The sequence below is a fragment of the Acinetobacter sp. Brlt_5 genome (genome assembly GCF_051949055.1).
In the GTDB taxonomy this organism is placed as follows: domain Bacteria; phylum Pseudomonadota; class Gammaproteobacteria; order Pseudomonadales; family Moraxellaceae; genus Acinetobacter; species Acinetobacter indicus.
Window position 1 is genome coordinate 63,417 of sequence record NZ_JAYJLP010000013.1, and the last position, 25,954, is coordinate 89,370.

General features: G+C 44.2%; 30 protein-coding genes. 16 read left to right on the forward strand and 14 right to left on the reverse strand.

The features are described 5' to 3' along the window. Positions 1–203 precede the first annotated feature (203 nt). Both VF685_RS09980 and VF685_RS09985 read left to right on the forward strand, forming a co-directional pair. Positions 204–638 carry an HIT domain-containing protein gene (locus tag VF685_RS09980; RefSeq protein ID WP_005178471.1) on the forward strand — a complete coding sequence of 145 codons (435 nt, stop codon included), beginning with the start codon at positions 204–206 and terminating at the stop codon, positions 636–638. A gap of 83 nt (positions 639–721) precedes the next feature. Further along, a complete protein-coding gene (locus VF685_RS09985) occupies positions 722–2,179 on the forward strand; it encodes an adenylate/guanylate cyclase domain-containing protein (RefSeq protein ID WP_407061115.1) in 1,458 nt (485 codons plus the stop codon). A gap of 96 nt (positions 2,180–2,275) precedes the next feature. Here VF685_RS09985 and fdx read toward each other — a convergent pair whose 3' ends face one another. From fdx to VF685_RS10025, 8 genes are all read right to left on the reverse strand, one after another. Continuing rightward, on the reverse strand, positions 2,276–2,614 hold the full coding sequence (gene fdx, locus VF685_RS09990) for an ISC system 2Fe-2S type ferredoxin (protein WP_005178469.1): 339 nt from the start codon (positions 2,612–2,614) through the stop codon (positions 2,276–2,278). A 15-nt stretch (positions 2,615–2,629) separates the two neighbouring features. After that, positions 2,630–4,489: a Fe-S protein assembly chaperone HscA gene (hscA, locus tag VF685_RS09995; RefSeq protein WP_286385073.1), complete on the reverse strand. Its 1,860-nt coding sequence runs from the start codon at positions 4,487–4,489 to the stop codon at positions 2,630–2,632. A 39-nt stretch (positions 4,490–4,528) separates the two neighbouring features. After that, a complete protein-coding gene (hscB, locus tag VF685_RS10000; RefSeq protein WP_016659013.1) occupies positions 4,529–5,044 on the reverse strand; it encodes a Fe-S protein assembly co-chaperone HscB in 516 nt (171 codons plus the stop codon). Between the two features lie 104 nt (positions 5,045–5,148). Next, positions 5,149–5,469, reverse strand: a complete 321-nt coding sequence (gene iscA / locus VF685_RS10005) for an iron-sulfur cluster assembly protein IscA (protein ID WP_005178462.1) — start codon at positions 5,467–5,469, stop codon at positions 5,149–5,151. A gap of 37 nt (positions 5,470–5,506) precedes the next feature. Next, the gene (gene iscU / locus VF685_RS10010) at positions 5,507–5,893 is read right to left on the reverse strand and encodes a Fe-S cluster assembly scaffold IscU (RefSeq protein ID WP_005178460.1); all 387 of its coding nucleotides are present in this window, start codon (positions 5,891–5,893) and stop codon (positions 5,507–5,509) included. Between the two features lie 104 nt (positions 5,894–5,997). Beyond that, a complete protein-coding gene (locus VF685_RS10015) occupies positions 5,998–7,215 on the reverse strand; it encodes an IscS subfamily cysteine desulfurase (RefSeq protein ID WP_104473046.1) in 1,218 nt (405 codons plus the stop codon). Between the two features lies 1 nt (position 7,216). Beyond that, positions 7,217–7,690: an Rrf2 family transcriptional regulator gene (locus tag VF685_RS10020; protein ID WP_005178455.1), complete on the reverse strand. Its 474-nt coding sequence runs from the start codon at positions 7,688–7,690 to the stop codon at positions 7,217–7,219. Positions 7,691–7,801: 111 nt separating this feature from the next. Then, positions 7,802–8,449, reverse strand: a complete 648-nt coding sequence (locus VF685_RS10025) for a hypothetical protein (RefSeq protein ID WP_127800172.1) — start codon at positions 8,447–8,449, stop codon at positions 7,802–7,804. Between the two features lie 186 nt (positions 8,450–8,635). Between VF685_RS10025 and VF685_RS10030 the strand changes: the two genes are divergently transcribed. The 3 genes from VF685_RS10030 (at position 8,636) to VF685_RS10040 (ending at position 11,545) form a co-directional block, all read left to right on the forward strand. Continuing rightward, a complete protein-coding gene (locus VF685_RS10030) occupies positions 8,636–9,103 on the forward strand; it encodes a phasin family protein (RefSeq protein ID WP_005178447.1) in 468 nt (155 codons plus the stop codon). Between the two features lie 168 nt (positions 9,104–9,271). Continuing rightward, positions 9,272–9,544: an HU family DNA-binding protein gene (locus VF685_RS10035; RefSeq protein ID WP_005178445.1), complete on the forward strand. Its 273-nt coding sequence runs from the start codon at positions 9,272–9,274 to the stop codon at positions 9,542–9,544. 129 nt (positions 9,545–9,673) lie between these two features. Continuing rightward, the gene (locus tag VF685_RS10040) at positions 9,674–11,545 is read left to right on the forward strand and encodes a SurA N-terminal domain-containing protein (RefSeq protein WP_168395825.1); all 1,872 of its coding nucleotides are present in this window, start codon (positions 9,674–9,676) and stop codon (positions 11,543–11,545) included. Between the two features lie 69 nt (positions 11,546–11,614). Here the strand turns inward: VF685_RS10040 and VF685_RS10045 are convergent, their stop codons facing one another. After that, complete coding sequence (locus VF685_RS10045) at positions 11,615–12,487, reverse strand: DUF2797 domain-containing protein (RefSeq protein WP_075174536.1); 873 nt, start codon at positions 12,485–12,487, stop codon at positions 11,615–11,617. Between the two features lie 35 nt (positions 12,488–12,522). Between VF685_RS10045 and VF685_RS10050 the strand changes: the two genes are divergently transcribed. Both VF685_RS10050 and VF685_RS10055 read left to right on the forward strand, forming a co-directional pair. Next, positions 12,523–12,993: a DUF6231 family protein gene (locus tag VF685_RS10050; protein WP_005178437.1), complete on the forward strand. Its 471-nt coding sequence runs from the start codon at positions 12,523–12,525 to the stop codon at positions 12,991–12,993. Positions 12,994–13,100: 107 nt separating this feature from the next. Beyond that, positions 13,101–13,712, forward strand: a complete 612-nt coding sequence (locus VF685_RS10055) for a YidB family protein (protein WP_286385074.1) — start codon at positions 13,101–13,103, stop codon at positions 13,710–13,712. 110 nt (positions 13,713–13,822) lie between these two features. Here VF685_RS10055 and VF685_RS10060 read toward each other — a convergent pair whose 3' ends face one another. From VF685_RS10060 to VF685_RS10080, 5 genes are all read right to left on the reverse strand, one after another. Next, positions 13,823–14,878 carry a porin gene (locus VF685_RS10060; protein ID WP_104472781.1) on the reverse strand — a complete coding sequence of 352 codons (1,056 nt, stop codon included), beginning with the start codon at positions 14,876–14,878 and terminating at the stop codon, positions 13,823–13,825. Positions 14,879–15,223: 345 nt separating this feature from the next. Next, on the reverse strand, positions 15,224–15,637 hold the full coding sequence (locus VF685_RS10065; RefSeq protein WP_286385075.1) for an HIT family protein: 414 nt from the start codon (positions 15,635–15,637) through the stop codon (positions 15,224–15,226). 27 nt (positions 15,638–15,664) lie between these two features. Further along, positions 15,665–15,934 carry a YARHG domain-containing protein gene (locus VF685_RS10070; RefSeq protein ID WP_045795400.1) on the reverse strand — a complete coding sequence of 90 codons (270 nt, stop codon included), beginning with the start codon at positions 15,932–15,934 and terminating at the stop codon, positions 15,665–15,667. An 82-nt stretch (positions 15,935–16,016) separates the two neighbouring features. Further along, positions 16,017–16,889: an NAD(P)-dependent oxidoreductase gene (locus VF685_RS10075; RefSeq protein WP_286385076.1), complete on the reverse strand. Its 873-nt coding sequence runs from the start codon at positions 16,887–16,889 to the stop codon at positions 16,017–16,019. Then, entirely contained in the window at positions 16,886–17,992 is a 1,107-nt protein-coding gene (locus VF685_RS10080; RefSeq protein ID WP_180061739.1) for an alpha/beta fold hydrolase, read from the reverse strand. The genes VF685_RS10075 and VF685_RS10080 overlap by 4 nt, the downstream gene beginning before the upstream one ends. 137 nt (positions 17,993–18,129) lie before the next feature. On the opposite strand from VF685_RS10080, the gene VF685_RS10085 reads away from it, so the two are divergent. The 9 genes from VF685_RS10085 to trpB all read left to right on the forward strand — a co-directional run bounded on the left by VF685_RS10085 (position 18,130) and on the right by trpB (position 25,870). Then, positions 18,130–19,317 (forward strand): O-succinylhomoserine sulfhydrylase, encoded by a 1,188-nt coding sequence (locus VF685_RS10085; RefSeq protein WP_286385077.1) that lies wholly within the window; start codon positions 18,130–18,132, stop codon positions 19,315–19,317. Between the two features lie 80 nt (positions 19,318–19,397). After that, a complete protein-coding gene (locus VF685_RS10090; RefSeq protein WP_005178423.1) occupies positions 19,398–19,727 on the forward strand; it encodes a YbaB/EbfC family nucleoid-associated protein in 330 nt (109 codons plus the stop codon). Between the two features lie 12 nt (positions 19,728–19,739). Beyond that, on the forward strand, positions 19,740–20,336 hold the full coding sequence (gene recR, locus VF685_RS10095; protein ID WP_005178420.1) for a recombination mediator RecR: 597 nt from the start codon (positions 19,740–19,742) through the stop codon (positions 20,334–20,336). 221 nt (positions 20,337–20,557) lie between these two features. Continuing rightward, the gene (locus VF685_RS10100) at positions 20,558–21,700 is read left to right on the forward strand and encodes a ribonuclease D (protein WP_104494848.1); all 1,143 of its coding nucleotides are present in this window, start codon (positions 20,558–20,560) and stop codon (positions 21,698–21,700) included. 129 nt (positions 21,701–21,829) lie between these two features. Continuing rightward, a complete protein-coding gene (locus VF685_RS10105; protein ID WP_005178417.1) occupies positions 21,830–22,138 on the forward strand; it encodes a YcgL domain-containing protein in 309 nt (102 codons plus the stop codon). Positions 22,139–22,159: 21 nt separating this feature from the next. Then, complete coding sequence (locus tag VF685_RS10110) at positions 22,160–22,543, forward strand: hypothetical protein (RefSeq protein WP_005178416.1); 384 nt, start codon at positions 22,160–22,162, stop codon at positions 22,541–22,543. Between the two features lie 37 nt (positions 22,544–22,580). Then, positions 22,581–23,432: an AAA family ATPase gene (locus VF685_RS10115; protein WP_045795395.1), complete on the forward strand. Its 852-nt coding sequence runs from the start codon at positions 22,581–22,583 to the stop codon at positions 23,430–23,432. A 15-nt stretch (positions 23,433–23,447) separates the two neighbouring features. Next, positions 23,448–24,635: a vWA domain-containing protein gene (locus tag VF685_RS10120; RefSeq protein ID WP_286385078.1), complete on the forward strand. Its 1,188-nt coding sequence runs from the start codon at positions 23,448–23,450 to the stop codon at positions 24,633–24,635. 26 nt (positions 24,636–24,661) lie between these two features. Then, entirely contained in the window at positions 24,662–25,870 is a 1,209-nt protein-coding gene (gene trpB, locus VF685_RS10125; protein ID WP_016658999.1) for a tryptophan synthase subunit beta, read from the forward strand. The last annotated feature ends 84 nt before the right edge of the window (positions 25,871–25,954 follow it).

A 25,954-nucleotide genomic window follows, 5' to 3' on the forward strand; every position in this document is an offset into this window, starting at 1 on the left:
TGATGCAATTCCTGCTGTTTATTTAATCGCTGACTGCGCAAAGAAGTCTTGATTATTTAAGGAAATTTATTGAAGATAGGGGATTGCTCTGGCTGGCTGCAAATAGTGTGTTATTTGTGGTGAAACGGCCGTTATAGAATATTCACGTCCTTTGGGATGTGATAGTATTAGCCATCATTCTAATTTGCGTCATTTATAAAGATATGTTTAGTTTGCATCCACAACTTGCTCAAGATACTTTTTTTGTAGGCGACTTTCCCCTGTCAACATGTCGTTTAATGAATGATATGCAATTTCCTTGGCTCATTCTTATTCCACGTGTGCCGGGCATTACCGAACTCTATGAATTAAGCCAGGCCGATCAGGAACAGTTCCTGCGTGAATCGAGCTGGTTATCTAGCCAACTGTCACGTGTATTCCGTGCCGATAAAATGAATGTTGCTGCACTGGGCAACATGGTGCCACAATTGCATTTCCATCATGTGGTGCGTTATCAAAATGATGTGGCATGGCCAAAACCGGTCTGGGGAACACCAGCAGTACCGTATAACAATGAAGTGCTGAACCATATGCGCCAAACGCTAATGTTGGCACTACGCGGTCAGGGCGATATGCCATTTGACTGGCGAATGGACTGATATTCGTGTTTGCATCATGCAGGGATGTATGGTGTGACCAGATCCGCTAAGGAGAGTAGAGTACGGTGTCACTAGGTTATTGGATGGATCGAGATCCTACGCAATTTGATTACCTGCATCGGGTCATGGGCTATGCGAGCTTATCGCTGATCCTGATTGTCTATCATTACACCTATCCAGACACCCAGTACCAAATTTATATTCCGGTTTTATTGGCATTTTTGCTGTTTATTACCCCGAAATTGTCGCGCTGGCTACATTCTAAATATAACTATCAGATTAAAAGAAATATCTTGTTTATTATAGATATTATGATTGTGGCCATCTGTCTGTCGGCCGTGCATTTAAATTTGGTCCTGACCTTTGCGGCTATTTTTGCCTTGCTGTATACCGCCATTAACGTCAAAGTGTCATTTTTTCTGGTGTCGCTGGCGGCTTTATTTGCGGCGTCGGTATTCTATCTGTGCAATATTTTCGTATTTGGCTTTGGTGAATATTTTGAATACACCACCAATGAGCTGACTATTCTGGCCTTCCTGTGCATGATCGTGTATTTCGGTATGGGCAGTGTTTATCAGACCCGCCGGATTCGTGCGTCTAACCATAAGCGTGAGCATTATTATCAGCAAATGAACCGCTATATGGAGTTTGCCAACCAGTTGAGCCGTTATGCGCCGCTTCAGCTCTGGCACTCGATCATGAAAGGCGAGTCAGAAGCCAAAATTGAATATAAACGTAAAAAACTCACCATCTTCTTTTCCGATATTCAGGGCTTTACCGAGCTGTCTGAAACCCTGATTCCAGACGATTTAGCCTACCTGCTGAATGATTATTTGAGTCATATGACTGAAATTGCCAAGCAGTATGAAGCCACCGTCGATAAGTTTATGGGGGATGCCATCCTGATTTTCTTTGGTGATCCAAGCAGTCAGGGTGTAGAAAATGATGCCAAGACCTGCGTTGAAATGGCCATTGCCATGCGCCAGCAAATGAAACTGCTGCGTGAACGCTGGATTAAAATGGGCTATCCGCCGTTACATATCCGCATGGGCATCAGTACCGGTTATTGCCACGTGGGTAACTATGGTGCGGCGCATCGGATGGCCTATACCATTGTTGGCCGAGATGCCAATCTGGCAGCGCGTTTGCAAAGCGCAGCCGAAGTTGATGAAATCCTGCTGTCAGATGATACCTATCAACTGGTGAAAAATGATTATCTGTGTGCGCCGAAAGCGCCAATTTTCCTGAAAGGTATTCAGGGTCCGGTGAAAACCTGGCAGGTCATGGAAAAATATGCGGCCAGAAAATCCGATTATCAGCGCTGGTTTGACTATGAATACAAAGGTTTTCATCTGTTGCTGAATCTGGATGAAGTGCAAAACTTTGAATATCCGGAACTGATTGGTGTGCTGGAAAAAATGATTAAACGGATTCAGACCCAGCAAAAACTGACCAACTCGCAGGGTATTGTGAAATTAAAACTGGAAGATGAAGTGATTGAAGAAGTCGAGGTTAATCGACCAGATCGGGAATTTCATTAAATTATAAAGATAGATGATCTGCTTGATCGAAGATTGTTGAGTGTTCTATCAAGTCAAAAAAAACCACGCCGGAGCGTGGTTTTTCTGTTTTAAGTCTTAGTGATTTTCAGAAGCATGGTTAATGGTGTATTTTGGAATTTCAACTTCCAGATCTTCATCAACCACCTGTACCTGACAAGATAAACGTGAATCAGGTTCTAGACCCCAAGCACGATCTAACAGATCAGCTTCGACATCATTCATTTCTTCCAGGCTGTCAAAACCGCGGCGTACCACCACGTGACAGGTGGTGCAGGCACATGACATATCACAGGCATGTTCAATTTTAATGCCATTTTTTAACAGGCTTTCGCACAGGTTGGCATTTTGTTCAACTTCAAACTCAGCACCTTCTGGGCAGAATTGCGCATGTGGAAGTACTTTAATACGTGGCATAGTCTTTACCTTAAATTAGTTTGAGTTTGACCAGTCGTCGAGCTTGGTGCCTTTAAGAGCAGCATCAATATGCTGGTTCATGCGAAGCGCAGCAAAAGCATCACTGTGTATTTTAAGCTGTTCAACAGCCTGTTCAATAGCCTGAATATCGGTTGTTTCAAGCTGGCTGTACAAATGGGTTTTCGCACTATTCAATGCGTCCAGTTGCTCTGCGCTCAATAGCTGTGCATCAACTTTTAGTGCCTGCTCCAGAGCTTCCAGTTCACGCTGTGCTTCGACCTTGGTTTCCTGTAAATGACGCAGGTGTTTGTCTTCTTCTGCGTATTTGAAACCGTCAAGCAGTAAACGCTCAGTATCCTCGCTAGATAAACCATAAGACGGTTTAATGTCGATATGCGCGGAAACGCCAGAAGTCGTTTCTTTGGCAGAAACACTAAGCAGGCCATCGGCATCAACCTGGAAGGTGACTTCAATACGCGCCTGACCGGCAGTCATTGGTGGGATACCATGCAGGACAAAACGGCCTAAACTACGGCAATGCTCAACCAGATCACGTTCACCTTGCACCACATGAATCAGCATGGCGGTTTGTCCATCCTGATAAGTGGTGAATTCCTGACGACGCGCAACTGGAATTGCAGTATTACGTGAAATTAAACGTTCGACCAGACCGCCCATGGTTTCCAGACCTAAAGACAGTGGGGTGACGTCTAACAGCAATGAACCGTCTTTGGTATTACCAATCAGCTGATTGGCCGTAATAGAGGCGCCAATTGCAACCACTTCATCCGGGTTAATAGTACACAGCGGTTCTTGGTTAAATACCTCACGGACAGCTTTTTGCACGGCATAGGAGCGGGTAGAGCCGCCAACCAGTACTACGTTTTGAATATCGGTCAGTTCCAGTTTGGCATCGCGCAGTACGCGTTTGCAGACACTAATAGTCTTGTCTAACGCCACCTGAATAATGCTTTCAAAAGTCGCACGATCCAGTGTCAGTGTTTGGTCTAACAGTTGCAGTTCTACCGATTCCGCATCCGATAGCGCTTCTTTGGCCTGACGCGCTGCGACCACAAAGTGGGCATATTCAGTATCATTTAAGCTGGCAATATTCAGCTGTTTTTTCGCCCATTTGACAATTAAACGATCCAGATCATCACCACCTAATGCAGTGTGACCACCGGTCGCCAGTACTTCAAATACGCCTTGCGAGAAACGTAAAATTGATACGTCAAAGGTACCGCCGCCTAAGTCATAAATCACATAGTTGCGATCGGTGCTTAAATTGCTGTCCTGATCCAGACCATAGGCCACTGCAGCAGCAGTCGGTTCATTAAGTAAGCGCAGCACATTCAGGCCAGCCAGTTGAGCTGCATCACGTGTGGCTTGACGCTGAGCTTCATCAAAATAGGCCGGAACAGTAATTACTGCGCCATTGACCGGATTTTTCAGGCTGTCTTCAGCACGGTCTTTCAGCTGTTTTAAAATTTCAGCCGAGATTTCTACCGGTGTTTTACGACCTTGTGCAGTTTCAAAAGCCGGCATTTCATTGGCTTCACCCACTAAATCGTAAGGGTGCTGAAACTTGATGTCTGCCTTGGAGCGACCCATAAATCGTTTCACTGAAACAATGGTATTTTTCGGATCGCTGGTGATAAACGGTTTGGCATCATTGCCATATTGCGTGGTATTTTCGGCATAATGAACAATTGAGGGAAGTAACACACGACCTTGTTCATCATGAAGGACTTTGGCTTGCGCCGAAAGAACAGTGGCCACCAGTGAATGTGTGGTGCCTAAATCAATTCCAATCGCAATGCGATGTTCATGCGGTGCGCTTGATTGTCCTGGTTCTGCAATTTGCAAGAGCGCCATTGTGTTACATCCTTTGCACGTTAATTTGAAAAAATAAAATTAAAAATCGTCATCTAGGTCAAAGCTGTCGTCGTCGAGGAAACGATCTTCAGCCTTGTCAATATCGGTCATGACTTTCTGGAAGAAACGCAATTTACGTACTGTATCGCGTGCTTCGCCCCAGTCTTCATCTGCATAATCAATTTTAAATTCGCGAACCAGACCATCAATCCATTGCTGGACTTCGGTTTTCAGGGAAGCCAGTTCATCGGCAGAGCGGGCATCATCCAGCTGCTCACGAATTTCCAGGGCAGACTGTAAAAACTCGAAATCACTGATCGACTGATCCAGATGATAATCCTGTTTTTTTAAGCTCAGTAAATAACCTGCGCGGCTGTCAACCTGAGATAAAACTTTATACGCCTGGTTGATTTCGCTGGACTGAATCAGCGCCTGGTCTTTATCTTCGGCTTTATCGGGGTGATATTGTTGCTGTAACTTTAAAAATTCTGCTTTTAAAGTAGCCAAATCAATATCGAGTGCTACAGGCAGGTTAAACAGCTCAAAATGATTCATGGGAGAGATAATCCGCGATTGATTGCAAAAAAGGACTGCATAAATGCGATTAAAACAGTGTACAAGACACTGTTTTAATCTGCAAAAGAAGGGAAGGTCGGGAATTAAACCGTGAAGGATTCACCACAACCACATTCACCTTTTTTATTCGGGTTATTGAATTCGAAGCCTTCATTCAAGCCGTTTTTGACATAGTCCATCTCTAAACCTTCAAGATAAACCAGACTTTTCGGGTCAACGAATACTTTTACACCGTGCTGTTCAAATACCTGATCGTATGCATTGACGTCATCAACAAACTCAAGCACATAGGCCAGACCCGAACAGCCGGAAGTTTTCACGCCAACGCGAATACCTTCACCCTTACCGCGATTCTTTAAGTAATTGCTGATATGAGTTGCAGCATTTTCAGTTAAATGGATCATGAAAACTCCGTTAATCTGTCTTTAAAACGAGAAACAATTAAGCTTTTTGCTGTTTGGTACGATAGTCTTCAACAGCCGCTTTAATCGCGTCTTCTGCAAGTACAGAGCAGTGTACTTTAACTGGTGGTAAAGCCAGTTCGTTTGCAATATCAATGTTTTTGATGGCTTGAGCTTCGTCCAAAGTTTTACCTTTTAACCACTCAGTTACTAGTGAGCTTGATGCAATTGCCGAACCACAGCCATAGGTTTTAAAGCGTGCTTCTTCAATTACACCGTCGTTATTCACTTGAATCTGTAAACGCATCACGTCGCCACATGCTGGTGCACCGACCATGCCTGTACCTACGTTGTCTGCATTTTTGTCTAAAACACCAACGTTGCGTGGGTTTTCGTAATGATCAATTACTTTTTCGCTATATGCCATTTTGCTTCTCCAAACCTCGGGGTCAGCGTTAATATTAATATGGGGTCAATATTCGTTTTATCAATGAGATGAAGCTGAATAAAGAGCTTCATCTCAGAGTCGAATTAGTGTTCCGCCCACTCAACTGTAGAAAGGTCAATACCTTCCTTATACATATCCCAAAGCGGAGAAAGTTCACGTAATTTCTCAACAGCAGCTTTGGTAATTGATAACACATGATCAATATCTTCTTCAGTGGTGTATTTACCAAAACTGAAGCGAATTGAACTGTGCGCAAGCTCGTCAGACAGACCTAGCGCACGCAGTACATAAGATGGCTCAAGGGTTGCAGACGTACATGCGGAACCTGAAGACACTGCTGCATCTTTAAGCGCCATCATTAACGATTCACCTTCAACAAAGTTGAAGCTGACGTTTAAATAGTTGGCTACGTTTTGAGTCGGGTGACCGTTCAGGAACACCTGTTCAAGGTCTTGCAGGCCATTCCAGAGTTTGTCACGTAACACGCGTAAACGGGTTTGTTCAGCTTCCAGGTTTTTACCTGCCAGCTCAAATGCTTCGCCCATACCTACGATTTGATGGGTCGCCAGCGTACCAGAACGCATACCGCGCTCATGACCGCCACCGTGCATTTGCGCTTTCAGACGCACACGCGGGCTACGGCGTACAAATAAGGCACCAATGCCTTTAGGGCCATAGATTTTGTGCGCAGAGAAGCTCATTAAATCAACTTTTAAGGTTGAAAGATCAATCTCGACTTTACCCGCAGCCTGTGCAGCATCAACGTGGAAGAAGATTTTGTTGGCACGGGTAATTTCACCAATTGCTGCAACGTCAGTCACGGTACCAATTTCGTTGTTCACCATCATCAGGGAAACAAGAATAGTATCTGGACGAATTGCAGCCTGAACCATTTCCGGGGTAATTAAACCGGTTTGTGGTTGTGGCTCAAGATAGGTAATTTCAAAGCCTTCAGACTCAAGCTCGCGGCAGGTATCTAAAATTGCTTTGTGTTCAATTTTAGAGGTAATGATGTGCTTGCCTTTAGATGCATAGAATTGAGCCACACCTTTTAGGGCAAGGTTGTCAGATTCAGTTGCGCCTGAAGTCCAGACAATTTCACGTGGGTCAGCTTTGATCAAGTTCGCAACTTGTTCACGTGCATATTCCACTTTTTCTTCTGCTTGCCAGCCATAGGCATGTGAACGAGATGCTGCATTACCGAAGGTGCCTTCGAAAGTTAAGCATTCCATCATACGTTCTGCAACTTGAGGGTCTACAGGAGTTGTTGCTGCATAGTCAAGATAGATCGGACGTTTCATGTCAAATACCTGTAACCGATAAAAGGGCTGAATCAAAAGATGCTGAATTTTGGCGAATTGCAACGGCTTGAACGTTGTCACGAGCTACAAGGTCAGCAAGGGTGATTTTTGCAAGATAATCGGCAATATGGTGGGAGAGTTCTTGCCATAAATCATGGGTTAAGCACATTGCACCATTCTGGCAGTTGCCTTTATGGTCACAACGGGTGGCATCAACCGTTTCATTTACAGCTTCAATGATTTCTAATACGGTGATTGTATCGGCACTGCGCGCCAGGTGATAACCACCATTGGCTCCACGAATACTGGAAACCAGGCCGTGACGCTTTAATTTCGCAAATAACTGCTCAAGGTAAGCGACAGAAATAGATTGTCGAGCTGCAATTTCTGCAAGAGTGATCGTTTGTTCAGTTGGCTGCAAAGCTAGATCAAGTAGAGCAGTCACTGCGTAGCGACCGCGAGTGGTTAAGCGCATGATTCGATACACATGGTTGGACTAGATGTGTAGATTCTATGAATCCTGACTAAAATAGTCAAGTTTTTTTATTATTCGGATATTCGATTCAATCGCAGGGAAATTAAGGATTTAAACGATCCATAAATTATACACTAATAACGCAATTAATAGCAGAGTAATTAGACTAAAAGCCAGATTAATTCGCTTTTGGTTGCGTTGCATGCGACGAATGCGGTTTTTATACTGTTTAACTTCTACTTGCAGGGTATTAATGGTCGAGCGTTGCAGGTCAATTTTCTCTAGCAGCGGGGCAATTCGGTGTTTAGAGGTTTCCAGTTCCTGCTCGTGTTCAGGATCGGCCAGCCATTGACGCCAGTCTGACAGCACCTTAGGAATACTAAATAAGGTCAGCAGATCACGGAATTCATCTTTTAAAGTCGGGTCGCCTTCAATGCGCATGGCTCGAATACTGCGGCGATTCCCCAAGACAAAAATCTTAATCAAATCCAGCAATGTGGTACGGACATCTAATTCGACGGCTTTTTCAGGTGCTTTTAGATCAAACAGGATGCCGTGTTCGCTAAACTGCACATAGAAGTCGAAATAGGGGATATAGCTGTTAATTTTGACTGCAATTTTCTGGTCTACAAATTTTTTGGCCTGAAGTGCAACGACACGATCATATTTCAAGATAAAGCTAAAGATTGTTTCCAGAACAATCATCACCATCGTCAGCAACAAATGTGATTCATTTTGTCTTTGTTGCGATTCATTCATACAATTTAGTCCCTAACCAGATCGAGTCATGCATATCCAAGCGGTGCATTACCAGGAAGTAATACATAATATTCTTGCTTTGTAGAACAGTTTAACAAAACGTTCAAGTGCTTAATTTGCTATTATAAGAGCATTTTGTTGGTTTATGATATTGAATGGTATACAAAATAAGCAGGAGAAATGCGAATGGATGAAGCAGCAGTAGAATCGCCAGAACCACAAAACGAAAATGAAAAAGCGTCTAAAAACAAAGCAAGAGTACGTTCTGGGCGTAAATCGGCGCTGGATTTTCGCAAATATACCAAACAGATCTGGCTGGCCGGCTTAGGCGCATTTTCCCGTGCTGAAGAAGAAGGCAATAAATTATTTGACTCACTGGTCAAGGTGGGGGAAGAACTGGAATCCAAAACCACCGAAATTGCCGATCAGACCGTAGAAAAAGTTTCTGAAAAGGCCAAAGAATCGGTGGTCGATACCAAAGATAAGGTCGAACGGATGATTGACCATAGTGTTCATCATTCCTTGAACCGTATAGGGCTGGTAACCGTGAAAGATATCCAGCATTTAGAGCAGCTGGTGCTGCAACTGCACAGCAAAGTCGATGCTTTAATTGAAGAAAATAAGCAATTAAAAGAACAACTCCTGAAAAAGTGAAAATCTCGACAGCTTTGGCATTTTTTGGCAGATTTTTGCAACTTATTTTGTATAAATGCGTCTGGAGAGTATTGCTTTTACCCTCAAAGCATTGCTATAAAGGCATTACGGTAACTTAAACGAAATCTTTGGACCTTAAATAAACGATATTAAGAGGACGTAATCTTCATGAATAAATCAGAATTAATTGATGCAATTGCAGAGAAAGGGGGATTGTCTAAGACTGACGCTGGTAAGGCTTTAGACGCTACAATTGCTTCAATCACTGAAGCGCTGAAAGCAGGCGACACAGTGACTTTAGTGGGCTTCGGTACTTTCAATGTGAAAGAACGTGCTGCTCGTACAGGCCGTAACCCACAAACTGGTGAAACACTTGAGATTAAAGCAAGCAAAGTACCTAGCTTCAAAGCGGGTAAAGGTTTAAAAGATTCTGTAGCTTGATCTTTTAAGCAGTATTAAACGCGCCTCCTGGCGCGTTTTTTATTAATAATCAGAGTTTCGGGCTTTAATACATTCATTCGCTGAGGGTTTTCGGTTAAAATCCTGCACAAGTAAAATATTGGAATACTTATGGAATCTTTTCGTAATGTTATTAAGGGCTGGTTGGGCAAGGTTTTGCTCGTTCTGTTTCTGATCCCTTTAGCACTTGTAGGTATTGAAGGATATTTTAGTGGCGGCAATTCTGCCGACTCGGCAAAATCAGTAAATGGGCAACAGGTTTCCAAACAGGAATTAGAAGCCTTATCCAACTCATTAAAACAACAATATCTCAGCTATACACAGGGCGATGAGACCTTGTTGAATCAGGCGTATATTGAAAATAAAGCACTCGATACTCTGATTGCACGCACCTTGCTGTTACAACAGACTGAACATTTGGGTATTTCCTTAAGCGATGCGCAAATTGAGCAGATGATTGCCCAGCAACCAAGCTTTCAGGAAAATGGCCAGTTTTCTGAAGCACTGTATGCCAATTACCTGCGTTCAGTGGGTATGAGCAGTCAGGCTTTAATCCAGAATCTGCGTCAGGATCATGCCTTGAAAATGCTTAGCGCGAGCTTTATGGATCATGCCTTGGTGAGCGAGCTGGATATCCAGCAGATTGCCAATTTACAAACCGAACAGCGTACCTTGCATTTATCCAGCATTAAACTGGATGAATATAAGAAAAATATTCAGGTTTCAGCGCAAGAAATCAGTGATTATTACAATAAACATTCGACCCTGTTTAAGCAGGTCGCCAATGTTGATGTCGACTTTATTGTTCTGACGCCAGCACATATTTCCGCGACTGAAGCTGCAATCACCGATGCAGAATTGCAACAGGCCTATGACAAGTTTGTTGAAGCCCAGCAAAAAAATGCAGCGCGTGAGGTTAAACATATTTTAATTACCACCGATGCACGTGATGATGAAGCTGCCAAAAAACTGGCGGATCAGGTGTATGCTGAAATCCAGCAGGGCACCAGTTTTGCCGCTGCTGCACAGAAATATTCAGAAGACCCGGAATCTAAAGACAAGGGTGGCTTATTTGAGGCTTATGACGTGGGTGCCTTTGGCAATGCCTTTGATCAGGCAGTCACCAGTCTGAAATCAGGTCAGATTTCTCAGCCGGTGAAAACCCAATATGGTTATCATCTAATTCAGGTTGAAACCGATGCAGTTCAGGTGCCTTCTTTTGAAGCGGAAAAAGCCCGTTTAACTGCAGAACTGAAAAAGACCAAACAGCAAAATGCCTTCTCGGATACGGTAAATAGCCTGAATGAGATGGTGGTGGGTAGTGATGCGCTGGATGTGGTATCTCAGGAAGTCAAAGGCACCAAGGTTGAATCGGTAAAAGGCTTTAGTCTGGCCTCTCAGCATCCAGTATTATCTGATCCAAGTGTGAAGGTGAAACTGTTTAATGATGATGTGAAAAATGGCGATCGTAACGCTTCAAGTAACATCCAAATGGCCAATGGTAATGTGGTTTGGGTGAAAGTACGTGAGTATCATGCTGCGGGTGTGCAAACCCTGGCTGAAGCAACACCACGTGTACGTGCCAAACTGATTGAAGAAAAAGCCTTTAATGCAGCCAAAGCCAAAATCCAGAAATCACTGGATGAGTTCAAGACGCAACCGGCTGCAGAAGTCTTGGCTCAGCAGCAAATCCGTTTTGAAGATGCTGGTGTATTTACCCGTGCTGAAGGTCGTTTAAAGCGTGAAATTGAGCGTGCTGCATTTAGCTTGATGCCACCGAAGCAAGGGATGTGGTCTGTGACCACGGCAGCTTTGCCAAATGAACTGGTGGTCGTGGCAGTATCGAATGTGAACCGTACCACTTCAAATGCTTTAACGCCTGAACAGTTACAGGAGCTGGCCAAGTTGTATCAACAGCTGCGCGCCCAGCAAGAACTGGATGACTATACCCAGTATCTGAAAGCTAAAGCAGATATTGAATAAGTCTGACTGCATAATAAAAAACCGGCGCAAACGCCGGTTTTTTATTATGCTTATATTTTGGTGAAAAGTTTATTCAGTACGGATAATCAGTTCATAGCCAGTATATTTACGGATATTAATTACGCCAGTATCTAAAATTAAATATTGTCCTTTAATCCCGAAAAGTTTGCCGCGAATCACCGGGGTCTTATCCAGATTATGCGATTTAATTTTTTCAGGATACTGTTCCACTGGATAAATAAACTCACGTGGACGTTCCTGCTCCATCAATTCCAATGTTTCATTAAACTCAAGATTCTGGTTAAATTCTTCACGAATGGTGCTGATTTTTGGTGCAAATTCTTCAATCAGCTGGTCACGGGTCGCAATTAAATCGACCGGTTCAGCTTCACCTTTGAGCAGTTTGCGCCAGTCAGTTTTATCGGCAATTTGTGAACCAAACATGATTTCCAGTTGCCCAGATAAACGACGAGAGCCGACTTTCATAATCGGTAAGGCCTGAGTCGCCCCTTGATCCAGCCAGCGTGTTGGCATTTGGCCAATACGGGTAATTCCGACCTTTAAGCCACTGGAGTTGGCTAGGTACACCACATGCGGTTGGAAGCAGACAGATCGTGCAAATTCTTCTTCGCGGCAAGTGCCTAAATGATAATGACAGGTTTCCGGTTTCATAATACACATGTCACAGGACGCTTTGGTTTTAAAGCATTTAAAGCAGTGACCTTGTGAATAGGATTTTGGAGTTTTGCTGCCGCAAGAAACACAGTAAATATTGCCGGTCCATTCAATTTCTATTTCTTGACCCAAGCGAAAAGGCAGTTCGATTTCTGAGCGATCCAGAATAAATTTATATTCAACATTTGCCCGGTGTGTCTGTTGATCAGTTACACTAAGGTCCTTTAGACCTGCATGCATTTTATGGCAAATGCCTTGTAGTTCCATAAAAAATACTCACTTTCATCATAAGGAATGCAGTCATGGCTGAGATGAATGTCATCACTTCTATGCTAGACGATTTAACCCAGGAGCAGCCAGTTTCTACTGCATTGTGTATTGGTCAACATCTTGAACAATACGATCATCATCAGACAATTCAATGGCAATATTTTAACGTAACTACGCTTTTAAATCTGCCTTTTACCCAGCGTTTTGATTTGGCTTTTGTACTACTCGATACTGAAGAAATGGCAGATTTGAGCAGCGCGCAGAAATCGCAGCTTTTGGTGAAACTGCGTGATTTGCTGGCCAAACGTATGGTGGTGGTGACTAAACGTCAAGATGAACCTTTATTACGTGCCTTGGGCTTTACCCAACTGATGGATAAAAGCCAGCCGCAGCATGACCTAATGTTGTGGCAATTTAATATTTTGACCTATAAGCATGTACCGGACTGGTTTAATTCCAAATTCTGGGCTAACCCGGAAAACTGGGATAAATATCGCTGGTAATGCTCAGCTTTTCTGCGGTTTTTGCAAAAACATAACAATTTCGGATGTTTCAAATGAATGAAGCATCGTATGCTGAGTGAATGTCATTAAAGGAAGAAATAAAAATCATGACAAACTTAAGCAATATTGTGGAAATTTTGGCGAAACAGGCCTTAGGTTCAAATTCTAATCAGCAGCAATCCCAACAAAGTGCTGGGCTAGGCGGTATTCTCGGTTCAGTTCTAGGTCAACTGGGAAATAATCACCAGCAGAGTGGGCAAAGCCAGCAAGGCGGTTTGGGTGGGATTTTAGGCTCTGTGCTGGGCCAATTCGGTGGTTCCAGTCAGGGGCTAGGTGGTGGTTCTAAAACTTCTCTTCTGGTTGCGGTATTGCCTTTGGTGCTGGCCTGGATTCAAAAGCAGGGTGGTTTGCAAGGTGCACTGGACAAATTAAAAGGTCAGGGCCTAAGCAGCCAGGTGGATGACTGGGTTTCGACCGGGCCGGGCGAGAATGCCAGTGTGAATCCGCAGGAAGTCCAGAATCTGTTTGATGATGAAGAAGTGGAACAGGTAGCGCAGCAAACCCATGCCCCTAAACAGGATATTTATGGCGCAATTTCACAGGTGTTGCCACAGATTATTGACTCTTTAACTCCACAGGGTGAGCAGACCAGTAAAACTGAAGCCAATAATGATATTCAGAATGTGCTGAATATGGTGTCAGGTTTCTTGAAAAGATAAGCCTGTTTATATAATGAAGCCAACCTGAGGTTGGCTTTTTAAATCCATAAATCTGGATATAAAAAAACACGCCGAAGCGTGTTTTTTTGTTTTTTAATTTCGGTTAAGACTTAGAAGTCGTAACGGAAACCTAGAGAAAGACCGAATGCATCTTCACCATTAGCGCCGCCGGTAATATCTGAAGTTTTTGTACTACGACCTGCTGACCATGGAGTTAATTTTGAGTTTTCATCATTCAGTACAGTAGCCAGGTTCGCATAAACACGTACCGCTTTATCTAAGCGATGTTCAACACCCACTGCAAGAAGAGTTGCATTTGCATCATCTGCATCTACATCACGGTGGAATACTTGACCACGTAAATAAGTTTTTGGCGCAAACTTATAATCCGCTGCTACACCAAATACTTGGGCATCTGGGTTTGCAACATCATCATCATGAGTTAAATATTGATATAAAGCACCTAGATTGAATTCTGGTGTAATTTTATATGCAGCTGCAACACGGAAGCCATCACGTTCTTTCTTGTCAGCATCTTCTTCATAGTGTTCATAAGCAGCAGCAAAATCAACTGGACCTTCTTTATAAGTTAAAGCCAAGTCGTATGCTTTGCTTTTCTCATCGCTAGCTACTTCAGTTTCGCCGTGTAAAGATACAGCACCGATTACATTAAAACCACCACCCAATTTTGGTGACTTATATTCAATTGTATTGGCATTACGTTCATCAAAACGTAAGTTACCAACACGTGTTACGTTACGGATATCACCTAATTGGTCGCCAAAGAAGTTGACTGGGCCACGAGCGGCTTTAAACGGGCTGTCAAAACGACCTACACGTGCCTGACCAAAATCACCTTTTAAACCAACGAAAGTATCACGTGTTGCAAAGTCAACGCCATCATCCTCATCTTTAGCGCCACTTGCAAAGTTTACTTCTTGTTCGATTTGACCAAAAACAGTCAGGCCGTTTTCTAATTTTTGTTCAGCTTTGAAGCCTAAACGAGATGAGTTTGAAGACAAAGTCACTTCATTATAGTCTGCACCATTATCTAGGTAGTCTAAAGATACGTGTGCACGACCATATACTTTTACATCAGCAGCCATAGCTAATGCTGGTGTAAATAAGGTTGCCCCAACTGCTAATGCGCAAAGCGTTTTTTTCATGTGTAGCTCCAATACAGACTATTGTTTTTAGTCCTAAACATTGTTCAGAAGTAGGATTGATCTACCCCGTTCTCTATTGGTGCTAAGTATTCCTTACAAATGCGACAGTAATATTAAGGAAATATTTCAAAAATATTAAAAAGTACAAATCAGATCAAAAACTTACTTTTAATAGCATTGTTATAAAAAGATAAATTTAAAAATCTGGAAAAATTTTTAAAATGAATCACTTAATTGCAAGCGAATTGACACCTTAGTGTCATAAAAATAGGTTTAGCAGAAGTTCTGCTTAAAAAAATGGAGCAGTCGCTCCATTCATTTTTACATTTCACCGGGGAAAATATTTTAAAGCACTGCCTTAATCTTTTCAGCCAGTTGCATGATTTTTTCCTGGTCACCCATCTGCGCAGCATGTTTGCTGAGTTGATGTACCGAGGTTGGAATGAGGTGGAAATGAACATGCGGTACAGTTTGTCCCGCAGCAGCGCCAGACAGCTGCATTAATACAATTCCATCTAGCCCTAAGGCTTTTTCCATGGCTTTGGCAACTTTCTGCACCACCTGAATGGTGTAGGCTGCGACTTGTGGATCTAAGTCGAGCAGGGTAACCGCAGGTGATTTCGGGATGACCAGTGTATGACCATCTGCCTGAGGCATGATGTCCATAAACGCAAGAACCTGTTCATCTTCATAGACTTTAATTGCAGGCAGTTCTCCACGCAGGATTCTTGCAAAAATATTTTGATCATCGTAAGCCATGATATTTCCTTTAATCAATGCATTGAATTATTTACAGTTCAATTCTTTCTGACGCGCCTTGATTTCGTCAAGTCGTTGTTGCTCTCTTTCAGAAAATTTTGGCTTGGTGGTATAGCAGTTGTCATTGCCAAACTTGGCTTTGGCTTCAGGATCTTTAAAGCAGAAGCCTTTTGATGCATAAATCACATCATGATCATTTTTCAGCTTTTGACATTCCTGTGCTGAAGCAAAAGCCGTGGTATTTGCCCCAATGAATGTTGCAAGACTGGTCAATAATGCAACAGTGAGCTTATTCATACGAGTTTCCTCTGTAATAACATTGTGGGTAAGCATCTACTCACAATATTAGGTTTTATTCTGATTATTCAATGGCCAGATCTTACTCAATTGTAATCTTGCTCCAGGCCTCATACATTTTAACGGCGCTGGAGAAGTCGCTATCTGGTTCAGCAGTAGCATTGGCAGCCTGTATCAAACTTTGGGCCAGCCCCAGTACCGGTGCTGAAAGTTTTGCATCGCGTACCAAGTCTAAAGCAATTCCGGTGTCTTTGGCCAGTAGCGGCAGGGCAAAGGTTAGTGGAAATGCGCGATTAAGAATACGCTGGGGTAATACCATTTCCGTTACCGCGCTTTTGCCGCTTGAGGCATTAATACAATCCAGCGCTTCGTTTAAGTTTACCCCATGCGCTTTTAAGGTGGTAAATCCTTCGGCAATGGCGCATAAATTCACAGCCATCAACATGTTGTTAATGGCTTTAACAGCAAAACCAGCGCCCGGTTCACCGACATGCTTGATCAGTTGCCCAAAAGCCTGCATTGCGGGTAGGGCTTTTTCAAAAGCTTGCGCATCACCGCCCACCATCACGGTTAAGGTGCCTTTTTCTGCACCGATGGTTTGTCCACTCACAGGTGCATCTAAAAAATCGACCTGTTGTGCTTTGAGCTGCGCAGCCACTTTTTTGGCAGAATCAGGCACACCGCTGGTACAGTCTACCCAGATAGAGCCGGCTTTTAGCGTCAAACCCTCTAACAGATGTTCTACATCCTGGCTGGTCGGCAGGCAGGAAAAAATCACATCGGCCTGTACGGCCTGTTCAAGCTCAACCGCCTGTGTAGCATATTCCGCTGCGTGTTGCTCGGCTTTGGCAAAATTACGGTTCCAGACATAGACTGTATCGAAATGCTGGGGTAAATGCGCCGCCATGCGGTATCCCATAGCGCCCAAACCAATAAATGCAACAGACTGAATCATGCGGTTTCCTTGTGTATTTTTGTCGATCTTTGCTCGAGCCACCGGGTCAGCTTGGGCCAGAATTCATTGGCACTTTTCTGGCTGGACATCAGGCCTAAGTGACCACCCGGAATAAGAGTAAACGTGACATCTGTACTACTTGTCAACTGGCTTAAAGGCTGTACAGCGGCAGCCGTCACAATCTGGTCGCTTTGCCCGGCCCCGACAAATAAAGAACAGCGAATATTTTTTAGTTCAATATGTTCATCCTTCAGGCGGATAATGCCGTTTTTCAGCGGATTTTGCAGCCAGACATTCAGTACCATGTCCTGATTAATCCCGCCCGGATAATCGATCATATTGTTCAGGAAATTCCCCAGCGTGGCATGTTCATGCAGTATTTGCGGATCATGCAGGTTGAGAAACAGCTGGCGCTGACTGTCCAGCCAGCCTTTAGGATCTAGAATTTTAAAACCTAAAGCGTTGATGATGCCGGGTGTATGAATGAAATGTGGGGGAATAGAGCCCTGATGTAAGGCCTGTTTTAATTTGTGATTACGTGAAATCAGCTGGTTGCTGCGTTTAAACAGCTGGCCGATGCGACCGGAAGCATAACTATCTACCGGGCTGCCCAGCACCATCAGGTTTTTCACAATCTGAGGTTGACGATAGGCGGTATACAGCATCACAAAGACGCCGGCCATACTCCAGCCATGCAGGGAAATCTGCTCACTATGGGAATGCTGTCGAATCTGCTCAATACAATGCGGAATCGCAGCATTAATAAAGTACATAAAATTTAAATGACGATGGGTATAGTTTAAACGTCCCCAGTCAATCAGGTAGACATCAAAACCGCTATGCTGGAAATGCTTGATTAAAGAGCGATAGGGATACAAATCATAAATCGCCATATTAATCGCCAGCGGCGCAACAAAGACCAGCGGCTCCTGATAGGCTTTATTGGGTGAAGCGTAATAACGGATTTGTGCGTGCTGGTATTCGCCAATGATCTCATACGGTGTGGTTTGGGAGAGCACCAAAGTCTTGCTGTTAAAAAGCCGGGTCGATAAGTTTTTTAACTTCTTGCGTTGATCTGCAAATTTTTTCTGTACTGGGTTCATAGCCTCTATCTGCTTGTCATGACGCTGAGTTGGATGAAGTCTAAGCGATATTTCCATATTTTACCTTGACCTTAAACACCTTGGGCGCTCAAAATGTTGGCAATTCTTATAACGGTAGTCTAAGGGCGAAAATCGAGATGAGCGAACAAGACGAGATCGAATATCAGTTAGATACTTTGGCAATTCGTACTGGTCATGACCGTACCTTCGAGGGTGAGCATAGTGAACCCATCTTTTTAACATCGTCTTTTGTTTGCGAAAGTGCAGCTGATGCAGCCGCCAAATTTTCTGGGCAAATTGAAGGGAATACTTATTCCCGTTATACCAATCCGACTGTCCATACTTTTGAAAAACGCTTAGCAGTGCTCGATGGCGCAGAACGTGCCGTGGCCACCAGTTCAGGTATGGCTGCAGTACATGCAATTACCCTGGCCTATTTAAAAGCCGGCGATCATGTGGTGTGTTCACGCGCGGTATTCGGTTCGATCATTTCATTATTTGAAAAATACATCATGAAATTTGGCGTAGATGTAACCTTTGTTGATCTGGAAGATTTAGCGGCCTGGCAGCAGGCGATTCGCCCGAATACACGTTTACTGTTTATTGAAACCCCATCTAACCCGTTGGCACAAGTGGGTGATTTGCAAGCGATTGCCGATATTGCCCATGCAGCCAATGCCTTGTTTGCCGTCGACAATACTTTCTGTACCCCGGTTTTACAGCAGCCGATTAAATTTGGTGCGGATTTAATCATTTATTCATCAACCAAATATATTGATGGTCAGGGCCGTGCCTTGGGTGGTGCTGTTGTCGGTAATCATCAGTTATTGGAAGAAATTAATGGCGTGATTCGTACCCTGGGTAACTCGATGAGCCCGTTTAATGCCTGGGTCTTCCTTAAAGGTCTGGAAACTCTGAACCTGCGAATGAAAGCCCACTGTGCTAGTGCACAGAAGCTGGCAGAATGGCTGGATGCCCATCCAAAAGTGGAAACCGTATATTACGCCGGTTTGCCGCAGCATCCGGGGCATGAATTAGCGAAAAAGCAACAAAGCGGTTTTGGCGGTGTTGTATCGTTCGTGGTGAAAGGTGAGCGTGAAGGCGCATGGACCGTCATTGATAACACGCGTTTCTTATCCATTACCAGTAACCTTGGCGATGTAAAATCTACAATTACCCATCCTGCTACCACCTCACATGGCCGTATGTCTGCCGAAGCCAAACAGCAAGCCGGTATTTCAGAAGGTTTAATTCGTGTTTCTGTGGGTCTGGAAGATATTGATGATATTATGCGCGACCTTAGCCGTGGTTTAGACCTGATTTAATTTATAAATTCTGACATCTTTTTGCTGAATTTTCGTGTAGAGTGCTTAGCCAAAGATGTCAGTTTTGTTCGGAGATTTTTATGAACATTAATATGTTAATGCAGCAAGCGCAGCGCATGCAGAAAGAAGTAGAAAACAATATCAAGAAAGCCAAAGAAGAACTGGCACAAACTGAAGTGCATGCCGAAGCGGGCGGTGGTCTGGTCAAAGTAACCATGACCTGCCGTAACGTGGTGAAGCGTATTGAAATTAATCCTGAACTGTTACAAGACGATCCAGACATGATTGAAGACCTGATTGCTGCGGCCATGAATGATGCAGCGCGTCAGGCAGAAACCATTTCTGAAGAACGTATGAAAGCAGCGAATTCTGGTATGGGCTTACCACCAGGTTTGGCAGGCATGTTCTAAGGTAGCGCATCTGTGTTCAGCGATCGTTTTGATCAACTGGTACAAGCCTTGCGTATTTTGCCAAGTGTTGGGCCAAAATCGGCCCAGCGCATGGCCTTGCACCTGATCATGAAAAACCGTGAAGGCGCGCTGGGTCTGGCTTATGCCTTAAATGAAGCGACCACACATATTCATGAGTGTTCCATTTGCCATTCTTTAACCGAAGATGAAGTGTGCAATATCTGCGCATCTTCGGAACGTGATGAAGAATTACTCTGCGTAGTGGAATCGCCAGCCGATGTGATGGCAATTGAACAAAGTGGCAGCTTCCGCGGCAAATATCATGTTTTGGGAGGGCATTTATCGCCGCTTGACGGGATTGGCCCGGAAGAAATCGGGATTCCGGCTTTAATTCATCGTTTAAGCTCGGGGCAGGTTAAAGAAGTGATTCTGGCGACCAATGCCACAGTAGAAGGTCAGGCGACGGCGCATTATCTGGTTGAAGCGACCAAGCATTTACCGGTACAGATGACCCGGATTGCTCAAGGTGTGCCGCAAGGTGGTGAACTGGAATATATCGACAGTCATACTTTAAGTCAGGCTGTCCATAACCGTATGCGCATGAAATAAGTACTCCGGTGCTTATTTCATCAGATTTCAACTTTTTAAATAGTGTCTTAATCAAATATTGAAATTTTAACTAAGATATAAAAAATATAAACTTTTGTTTATCTTGAGCTTAAACTTTAAAAAAAAATCAGCAAAATATACCGTAAGTTTTATTTTTTTATAGCTAAATTATATTTATTGGTTAAAATACCCCTTGAGAAACTTTAACGACTCTCTCTGCTATGTTCCAATTTATTCAACAGCAACAAGACTTTGAAAATGTTTTAACATTAATGAGTCAAAACTCTACCTATGGACTGGATACCGAATTCATCAAGGTTGATACCTTATGGCCCAAATTGGGGGTGTTCCAGATTAATGTCGCAGGAAAAGTTTATTTGTTGGATGGAACAACGCTGAATCTTTCGGCGTTCTGGGAAAAAATCTTCCAGGCGCAGCAGAATATTTTCCATGCTTGCGGCGAAGATATCGACCTGATCTATCATTATGCCCAGCAAAAATCACTGAAAAATGTATTTGATACCCAGGTTGGCATGTCCTTTTTGGGCTATGGTCTGCAGGTCAGCTATCAGAATGCTCTAAAGCAGGTGCTAGAGGTCGATATTGACAAAGACCAGACCCGTTCGGACTGGCTGGCGCGACCATTATCACCGGAACAGTTGCAATATGCAGCCAATGATGTGCTGTATTTAATGCAACTGGCAGAAAAAGTACAGCAGGACTTGCAGCAAAAATCGTTACTGAATCTGGTGGTAGAAGACTGCCGTCATTTAACCCAGGAAATTGGGGAAGATACACCGCTAGAGCGTCTGTATCAGGATGTCGGTAATTACCGCCATTCACGCCGTCAGCTTATGCAGTTACAGCAACTGGTGGTCTGGCGTGAACAGATGGTTAAGGCTTTAAACCAGCCACGCAGCTTTATTCTGAAAAATACCACCTTACTGGATCTGGTTGAAAAAAATCCGAAAAATAATTTTCAGCTGTCACACGTGAAGGAAATCCGTCCGAATATTTTACGTGAACATGGCAAAACCATTTTAGACCTGTTGAAATTCCTGCCCGATCCAGAGCACTGGCCGCTGCGCATGGCGCGTCCAATTCGCCATTCTTCCAAAGAGGTGGGACAGCACATTGAGCAGGTGATTCAGCGCGGCGTCAATGAAACCGGTATCCCCAAAGAAGTACTGATGCGGAAAAAATGGCTGAATGCCCTGTATCAGCATGTGGTATTTAAAAATGATGAGCAGGATTTGCCGGGCTATTTATTGGGCTGGCGTTATGATCTGCTGACCAAGCCGCTGATTGAAGTGCTGCATCAAGATCAGCAGTATTTATCCAATCATATGAAAGTGATGGATTAAAAAAACAGCAAACTGCTGCCAGAATTATGATTTGTACACAATCACGACTGATGCGTTAATAATCACTAATGTATCCGTCTTTTTTTTGATGTATGCTTTGGCCTGAGTTAAACGAGTATTGTGCTGAATATGTTCTGTTCAATTTATAAATCGAGCAAAAAAGATGAAATGTATCTTTATGTCGCTCGTATTGAAAGCCAAGATGATCAAGCAGAAGCGGCAGATCCGCTTGAAGTGGTACCGGAAGTACTGCGTACTGCATTTGGTCGTGCAACGTTTGTCATGGATTTAGAATTGCATGAAAACCGTAAACTCGCGCGGGCCAATATTCTGCATGTCATGGATTCGATTCAAACCAAAGGCTTCTTTATTCAAATGCCGCCAGAAGGTTTAATTAATCCGAATGCGGTTGAGCCAGAAGGCTTACGCGGTGCCTAAGTTAAATTCAGGAGTTGAGTGATGGAAAATTTAATGACTTTTTTAGAATCAATTCCTGAAAATACCATTGCCGTTACGGTCTATCTATTGGGTAGCCTGATTATTTTATGGTGCTGGTATGAAATTGCCAAACGTCTGCCTCATCCACTTGGCGGCGTAAGCTGGATTGTGGTCTTTGCCATCTTGCTGACGCCTACCATTTCCGAAGGGCATAATGCAGGTATTGCACCGGCCACCTTTGGTTTGCTGTTTGGTGTATTAACCAAGGAAATGCCGTTGGTCTGGTCCAATTTATCTGCCATTCTGGTGGTGATTGGCTTAGGACTGGTGGTTGGTTATTTCTGGTCTAAATATAGCCAGCGTAAAGCAGGTCTTGCTGCCAAGAACAACAGCGCAGCGCTTTAATTACAAAAATAAGTTTAAATTGAAATAAGGTTATCTCATGTCTGTAGATACACAACACTTCACTGGTACTGATCAATACATCGCCACTGACAGCTTAAAGCTGGCGGTGCAGGCGGCACGTCGTTTACAGAAGCCCCTGTTAATTAAAGGTGAACCGGGTACCGGTAAAACCTTACTGGCCGAGCAGGTCGCGCAAAGCCTGGGACTGAAACTGATTACCTGGCATATCAAATCGACCACCAAAGCCCAGCAAGGCCTGTATGAATATGATGCCGTGTCGCGTTTACGTGATAGCCAGCTGGGGGATGACCGGGTTTATGATATTAAAAACTACATCAAGCCGGGCAAACTGTGGGAAGCGTTTAGCAGTGAAGAGCGCTGTGTACTGCTGATTGACGAGATTGACAAGGCCGATATCGAGTTTCCAAACGACTTGCTGCATGAGCTGGATAAAATGTCCTTTTTCGTTTATGAAACTGGCGAAACCATTAGCGCAACGCAGCGTCCGATTGTGATCATCACTTCCAATAATGAAAAAGAACTGCCCGATGCTTTCTTGCGTCGCTGTTTCTTCCATTATATTGATTTCCCTGATGAAGCCACCATGCGCGACATCATCAATGTGCATTTCCCGAATATCTCCACGACTTTGGTGTCAGAAGCCTTACAGGTATTCTTTAAACTACGCCAGATTCCGGGCCTGAAAAAACCACCTTCAACCTCTGAGCTGATTGACTGGCTAAGCCTGTTAATGGCGGATGACATGCCGGACGATATTCTGCGTAATGCTGACAAAACCAAAGCCATTCCACCGTTGTACGGTGCGCTGATTAAAAACGAGCAGGATGTTCAGTTACTGGAACGCTTAGCCTTTATGGCCCGTCGTTAAGGGAGTAATCGCCACATGTTTGTGCGATTGTTTTATACCTTAAGAAAATACGGCGTCCCGGTCACTACCCGCGAACTGATTGACCTGAACCGTGCAGTGGCAGAAGGTCTGGTCTTTGCCAATCAGGATGAGTTTTATCATCTGGCCAAAACCATTATGGTCAAGGATGAGCGCTTTTTTGACAAGTTCGACCGGGCCATGAAAGATTACTTTGATGGTATCTCGACCTTTGATCTGGATGAATTTCTGAATCAGGTCCATAAATTACCCAAAGACTGGTTTGATCTGGAGCTGCTGGAAAAGCATTTAACCCCGGAGCAGCGCGAAGAACTGAAAAAAGCCGGTTCACTGGAAGAGCTGATGAAAATGCTGGAAGAGCGTTTACGCGAACAGCATAAAAAGCATCAGGGCGGTAACCGCATGATTGGAACCGGTGGAACCTCGCCGTTTGGTGCCTATGGCGACCATCCTGAAGGGGTGCGTATAGGCGGGCCGGGCCGTAAACGTTCGGCGGTTAAAGTCTGGGAACAGCGTCAATACCGTAATCTGGATGATGACCAGCTGCTCGGTTCACGGCAAATGCAAATGGCGCTGCGCCGTCTGCGCAAGTTTGCCCGTCAGGGCGCGGCTGAAGAATTAGATGTCGATGGCACCATTCGTGAAACCGCCAAACAGGGCATTCTGGATGTGCAACTGGTACCCGAGCGGCGTAACCGCGTTAAAGTATTAATGATGTTTGATGTCGGCGGCTCCATGGATGCGCACATCGCCCAGTGTGAAAAGCTGTTTAGTGCGGCCAAAACCGAATTTAAAACGTTGGAATATTTTTATTTTCATAACTGCCTGTACGATTATGTCTGGAAAGACAATGTACGCCGTTCACACACCCGTATGAATACCTGGGATTTATTCAACACCTACGGACGCGACTATCGTGTCATTGTGGTCGGGGATGCCAGTATGGCACCTTATGAGCTGAATGCCGTTGGGGGTTCAGTGGAATATATGAATGATGAGGCCGGGCAGGTGTGGTTGCGCCGTTTACGCCAGCATTTTGATAAAACCGCCTGGCTGAACCCGGAACAAGAGCAATATTGGCACTACACCCAGACCATCGGTTTAATTCAGCAAATTTTTGAAAATCATATGTATCCCATGACGTTAAAGGGGATTGAAGATTTAACCCGTTATTTGGCGCGTTAAGCTTCATAAAATAGAAGGAATACTGCATGAACTCTCAGATGAATGGCGTTGCCTTACCCAATGAAGATGGCTTTTTTGGTGAATATGGCGGGCAGTTTATTCCACCGCATCTGAAAGCGGCGATGGATGATATTAAAGTGGCCTACGAAGAAATTCGTCAGACTCCGGAATTTCAGCAGGAACTGGCTGAGCTATTCGCACATTATGTGGGTCGTCCAAGTCCGCTATTTCATGCCAAGCGTTTATCTGAGCAGTTGGGCGGGGCACAAATCTATTTAAAACGTGAAGATTTAAATCACACTGGTGCACATAAAATTAACCATTGTTTAGGTGAAGCCTTGCTGGCCAAATATATGGGCAAAACCAAAGTCATTGCCGAAACTGGCGCTGGTCAGCATGGCGTGGCATTGGCGACCGCCTGTGCTCTGGTGGGTATTCCATGCGAAATTCACATGGGTCAGGTCGATATTGAGAAAGAACATCCCAATGTCGTAAAAATGAAAATTCTGGGCGCCAAGCTGATTTCCGTGACCCGCGGCACTGCAACCTTAAAAGATGCGGTAGACAGCGCCTTCGAAGAATACTTAAAAGATCCGAAAAACTATATTTATGCGATTGGTTCGGTGGTGGGACCGCATCCATTCCCGATGATGGTACGTGATTTCCAGGCCATTATTGGTGATGAAATTAAAGTTCAGGCGCAGGAACGTTTTGGTGCACAGCCGGATTATATTGTGGCTTGTGTCGGTGGTGGTTCTAATGCTGTGGGCGCTTTTACCGCGTTTCTGAATGATCCGGAAGTAAAACTGGTTGGTGTTGAGCCAGCCGGTCATGGCCTGAATACCGATATGCACTCTGCAACCCTCACCTTAGGTAAACCGGGTCAGTTACACGGTATGGCCTGTTATGTGCTGGAAGATGAGCAGGGTGAGCCACTCCCGGTACACTCGATTGCATCTGGGCTGGATTATCCGGGTGTAGGGCCACAGCACAGCTTCCTGAAAGATGCTGGTCGTGTCGAATATACCACTGCTACTGATCAGGAGTGTCTGGACGCCTTTATTCAGCTATCACGGGTTGAAGGGATTGTGCCGGCACTGGAAAGCTCGCATGCGGTCGCATGGGCAATGCGTGAAGCACCAAAAATGTCCAAAGACACCAATATTGTGGTGAACCTGTCTGGTCGCGGTGACAAAGATGCGGACTATGTGGCACACAAGCTGGGCTTGAATTAATCCTGTTTAGTCTCTTTTAAACGAGCAGTTTTAAAAAAGATCGTTTTTTAAAAGGCTAGCCATAAAAAAACTCTCTTGAAGGAG

Bases quoted from the DNA above. Each gene is read 5' to 3' on its own strand.
- VF685_RS09980 (WP_005178471.1), top strand. From the start codon at position 204: ATGTTTAGTTTGCATCCACAACTTGCTCAAGATACTTTTTTTGTAGGC.
- VF685_RS09985 (WP_407061115.1), top strand. From the start codon at position 722: ATGGATCGAGATCCTACGCAATTTGATTACCTGCATCGGGTCATGGGC.
- fdx (WP_005178469.1), bottom strand. From the start codon at position 2,614: ATGCCACGTATTAAAGTACTTCCACATGCGCAATTCTGCCCAGAAGGT.
- hscA (WP_286385073.1), bottom strand. From the start codon at position 4,489: ATGGCGCTCTTGCAAATTGCAGAACCAGGACAATCAAGCGCACCGCAT.
- hscB (WP_016659013.1), bottom strand. From the start codon at position 5,044: ATGAATCATTTTGAGCTGTTTAACCTGCCTGTAGCACTCGATATTGAT.
- iscA (WP_005178462.1), bottom strand. From the start codon at position 5,469: ATGATCCATTTAACTGAAAATGCTGCAACTCATATCAGCAATTACTTA.
- iscU (WP_005178460.1), bottom strand. From the start codon at position 5,893: ATGGCATATAGCGAAAAAGTAATTGATCATTACGAAAACCCACGCAAC.
- VF685_RS10015 (WP_104473046.1), bottom strand. From the start codon at position 7,215: ATGAAACGTCCGATCTATCTTGACTATGCAGCAACAACTCCTGTAGAC.
- VF685_RS10020 (WP_005178455.1), bottom strand. From the start codon at position 7,690: ATGCGCTTAACCACTCGCGGTCGCTACGCAGTGACTGCTCTACTTGAT.
- VF685_RS10025 (WP_127800172.1), bottom strand. From the start codon at position 8,449: ATGAATGAATCGCAACAAAGACAAAATGAATCACATTTGTTGCTGACG.
- VF685_RS10030 (WP_005178447.1), top strand. From the start codon at position 8,636: ATGGATGAAGCAGCAGTAGAATCGCCAGAACCACAAAACGAAAATGAA.
- VF685_RS10035 (WP_005178445.1), top strand. From the start codon at position 9,272: ATGAATAAATCAGAATTAATTGATGCAATTGCAGAGAAAGGGGGATTG.
- VF685_RS10040 (WP_168395825.1), top strand. From the start codon at position 9,674: ATGGAATCTTTTCGTAATGTTATTAAGGGCTGGTTGGGCAAGGTTTTG.
- VF685_RS10045 (WP_075174536.1), bottom strand. From the start codon at position 12,487: ATGGAACTACAAGGCATTTGCCATAAAATGCATGCAGGTCTAAAGGAC.
- VF685_RS10050 (WP_005178437.1), top strand. From the start codon at position 12,523: ATGGCTGAGATGAATGTCATCACTTCTATGCTAGACGATTTAACCCAG.
- VF685_RS10055 (WP_286385074.1), top strand. From the start codon at position 13,101: ATGACAAACTTAAGCAATATTGTGGAAATTTTGGCGAAACAGGCCTTA.
- VF685_RS10060 (WP_104472781.1), bottom strand. From the start codon at position 14,878: ATGAAAAAAACGCTTTGCGCATTAGCAGTTGGGGCAACCTTATTTACA.
- VF685_RS10065 (WP_286385075.1), bottom strand. From the start codon at position 15,637: ATGGCTTACGATGATCAAAATATTTTTGCAAGAATCCTGCGTGGAGAA.
- VF685_RS10070 (WP_045795400.1), bottom strand. From the start codon at position 15,934: ATGAATAAGCTCACTGTTGCATTATTGACCAGTCTTGCAACATTCATT.
- VF685_RS10075 (WP_286385076.1), bottom strand. From the start codon at position 16,889: ATGATTCAGTCTGTTGCATTTATTGGTTTGGGCGCTATGGGATACCGC.
- VF685_RS10080 (WP_180061739.1), bottom strand. From the start codon at position 17,992: ATGAACCCAGTACAGAAAAAATTTGCAGATCAACGCAAGAAGTTAAAA.
- VF685_RS10085 (WP_286385077.1), top strand. From the start codon at position 18,130: ATGAGCGAACAAGACGAGATCGAATATCAGTTAGATACTTTGGCAATT.
- VF685_RS10090 (WP_005178423.1), top strand. From the start codon at position 19,398: ATGAACATTAATATGTTAATGCAGCAAGCGCAGCGCATGCAGAAAGAA.
- VF685_RS10100 (WP_104494848.1), top strand. From the start codon at position 20,558: ATGTTCCAATTTATTCAACAGCAACAAGACTTTGAAAATGTTTTAACA.
- VF685_RS10105 (WP_005178417.1), top strand. From the start codon at position 21,830: ATGTTCTGTTCAATTTATAAATCGAGCAAAAAAGATGAAATGTATCTT.
- VF685_RS10110 (WP_005178416.1), top strand. From the start codon at position 22,160: ATGGAAAATTTAATGACTTTTTTAGAATCAATTCCTGAAAATACCATT.
- VF685_RS10115 (WP_045795395.1), top strand. From the start codon at position 22,581: ATGTCTGTAGATACACAACACTTCACTGGTACTGATCAATACATCGCC.
- VF685_RS10120 (WP_286385078.1), top strand. From the start codon at position 23,448: ATGTTTGTGCGATTGTTTTATACCTTAAGAAAATACGGCGTCCCGGTC.
- trpB (WP_016658999.1), top strand. From the start codon at position 24,662: ATGAACTCTCAGATGAATGGCGTTGCCTTACCCAATGAAGATGGCTTT.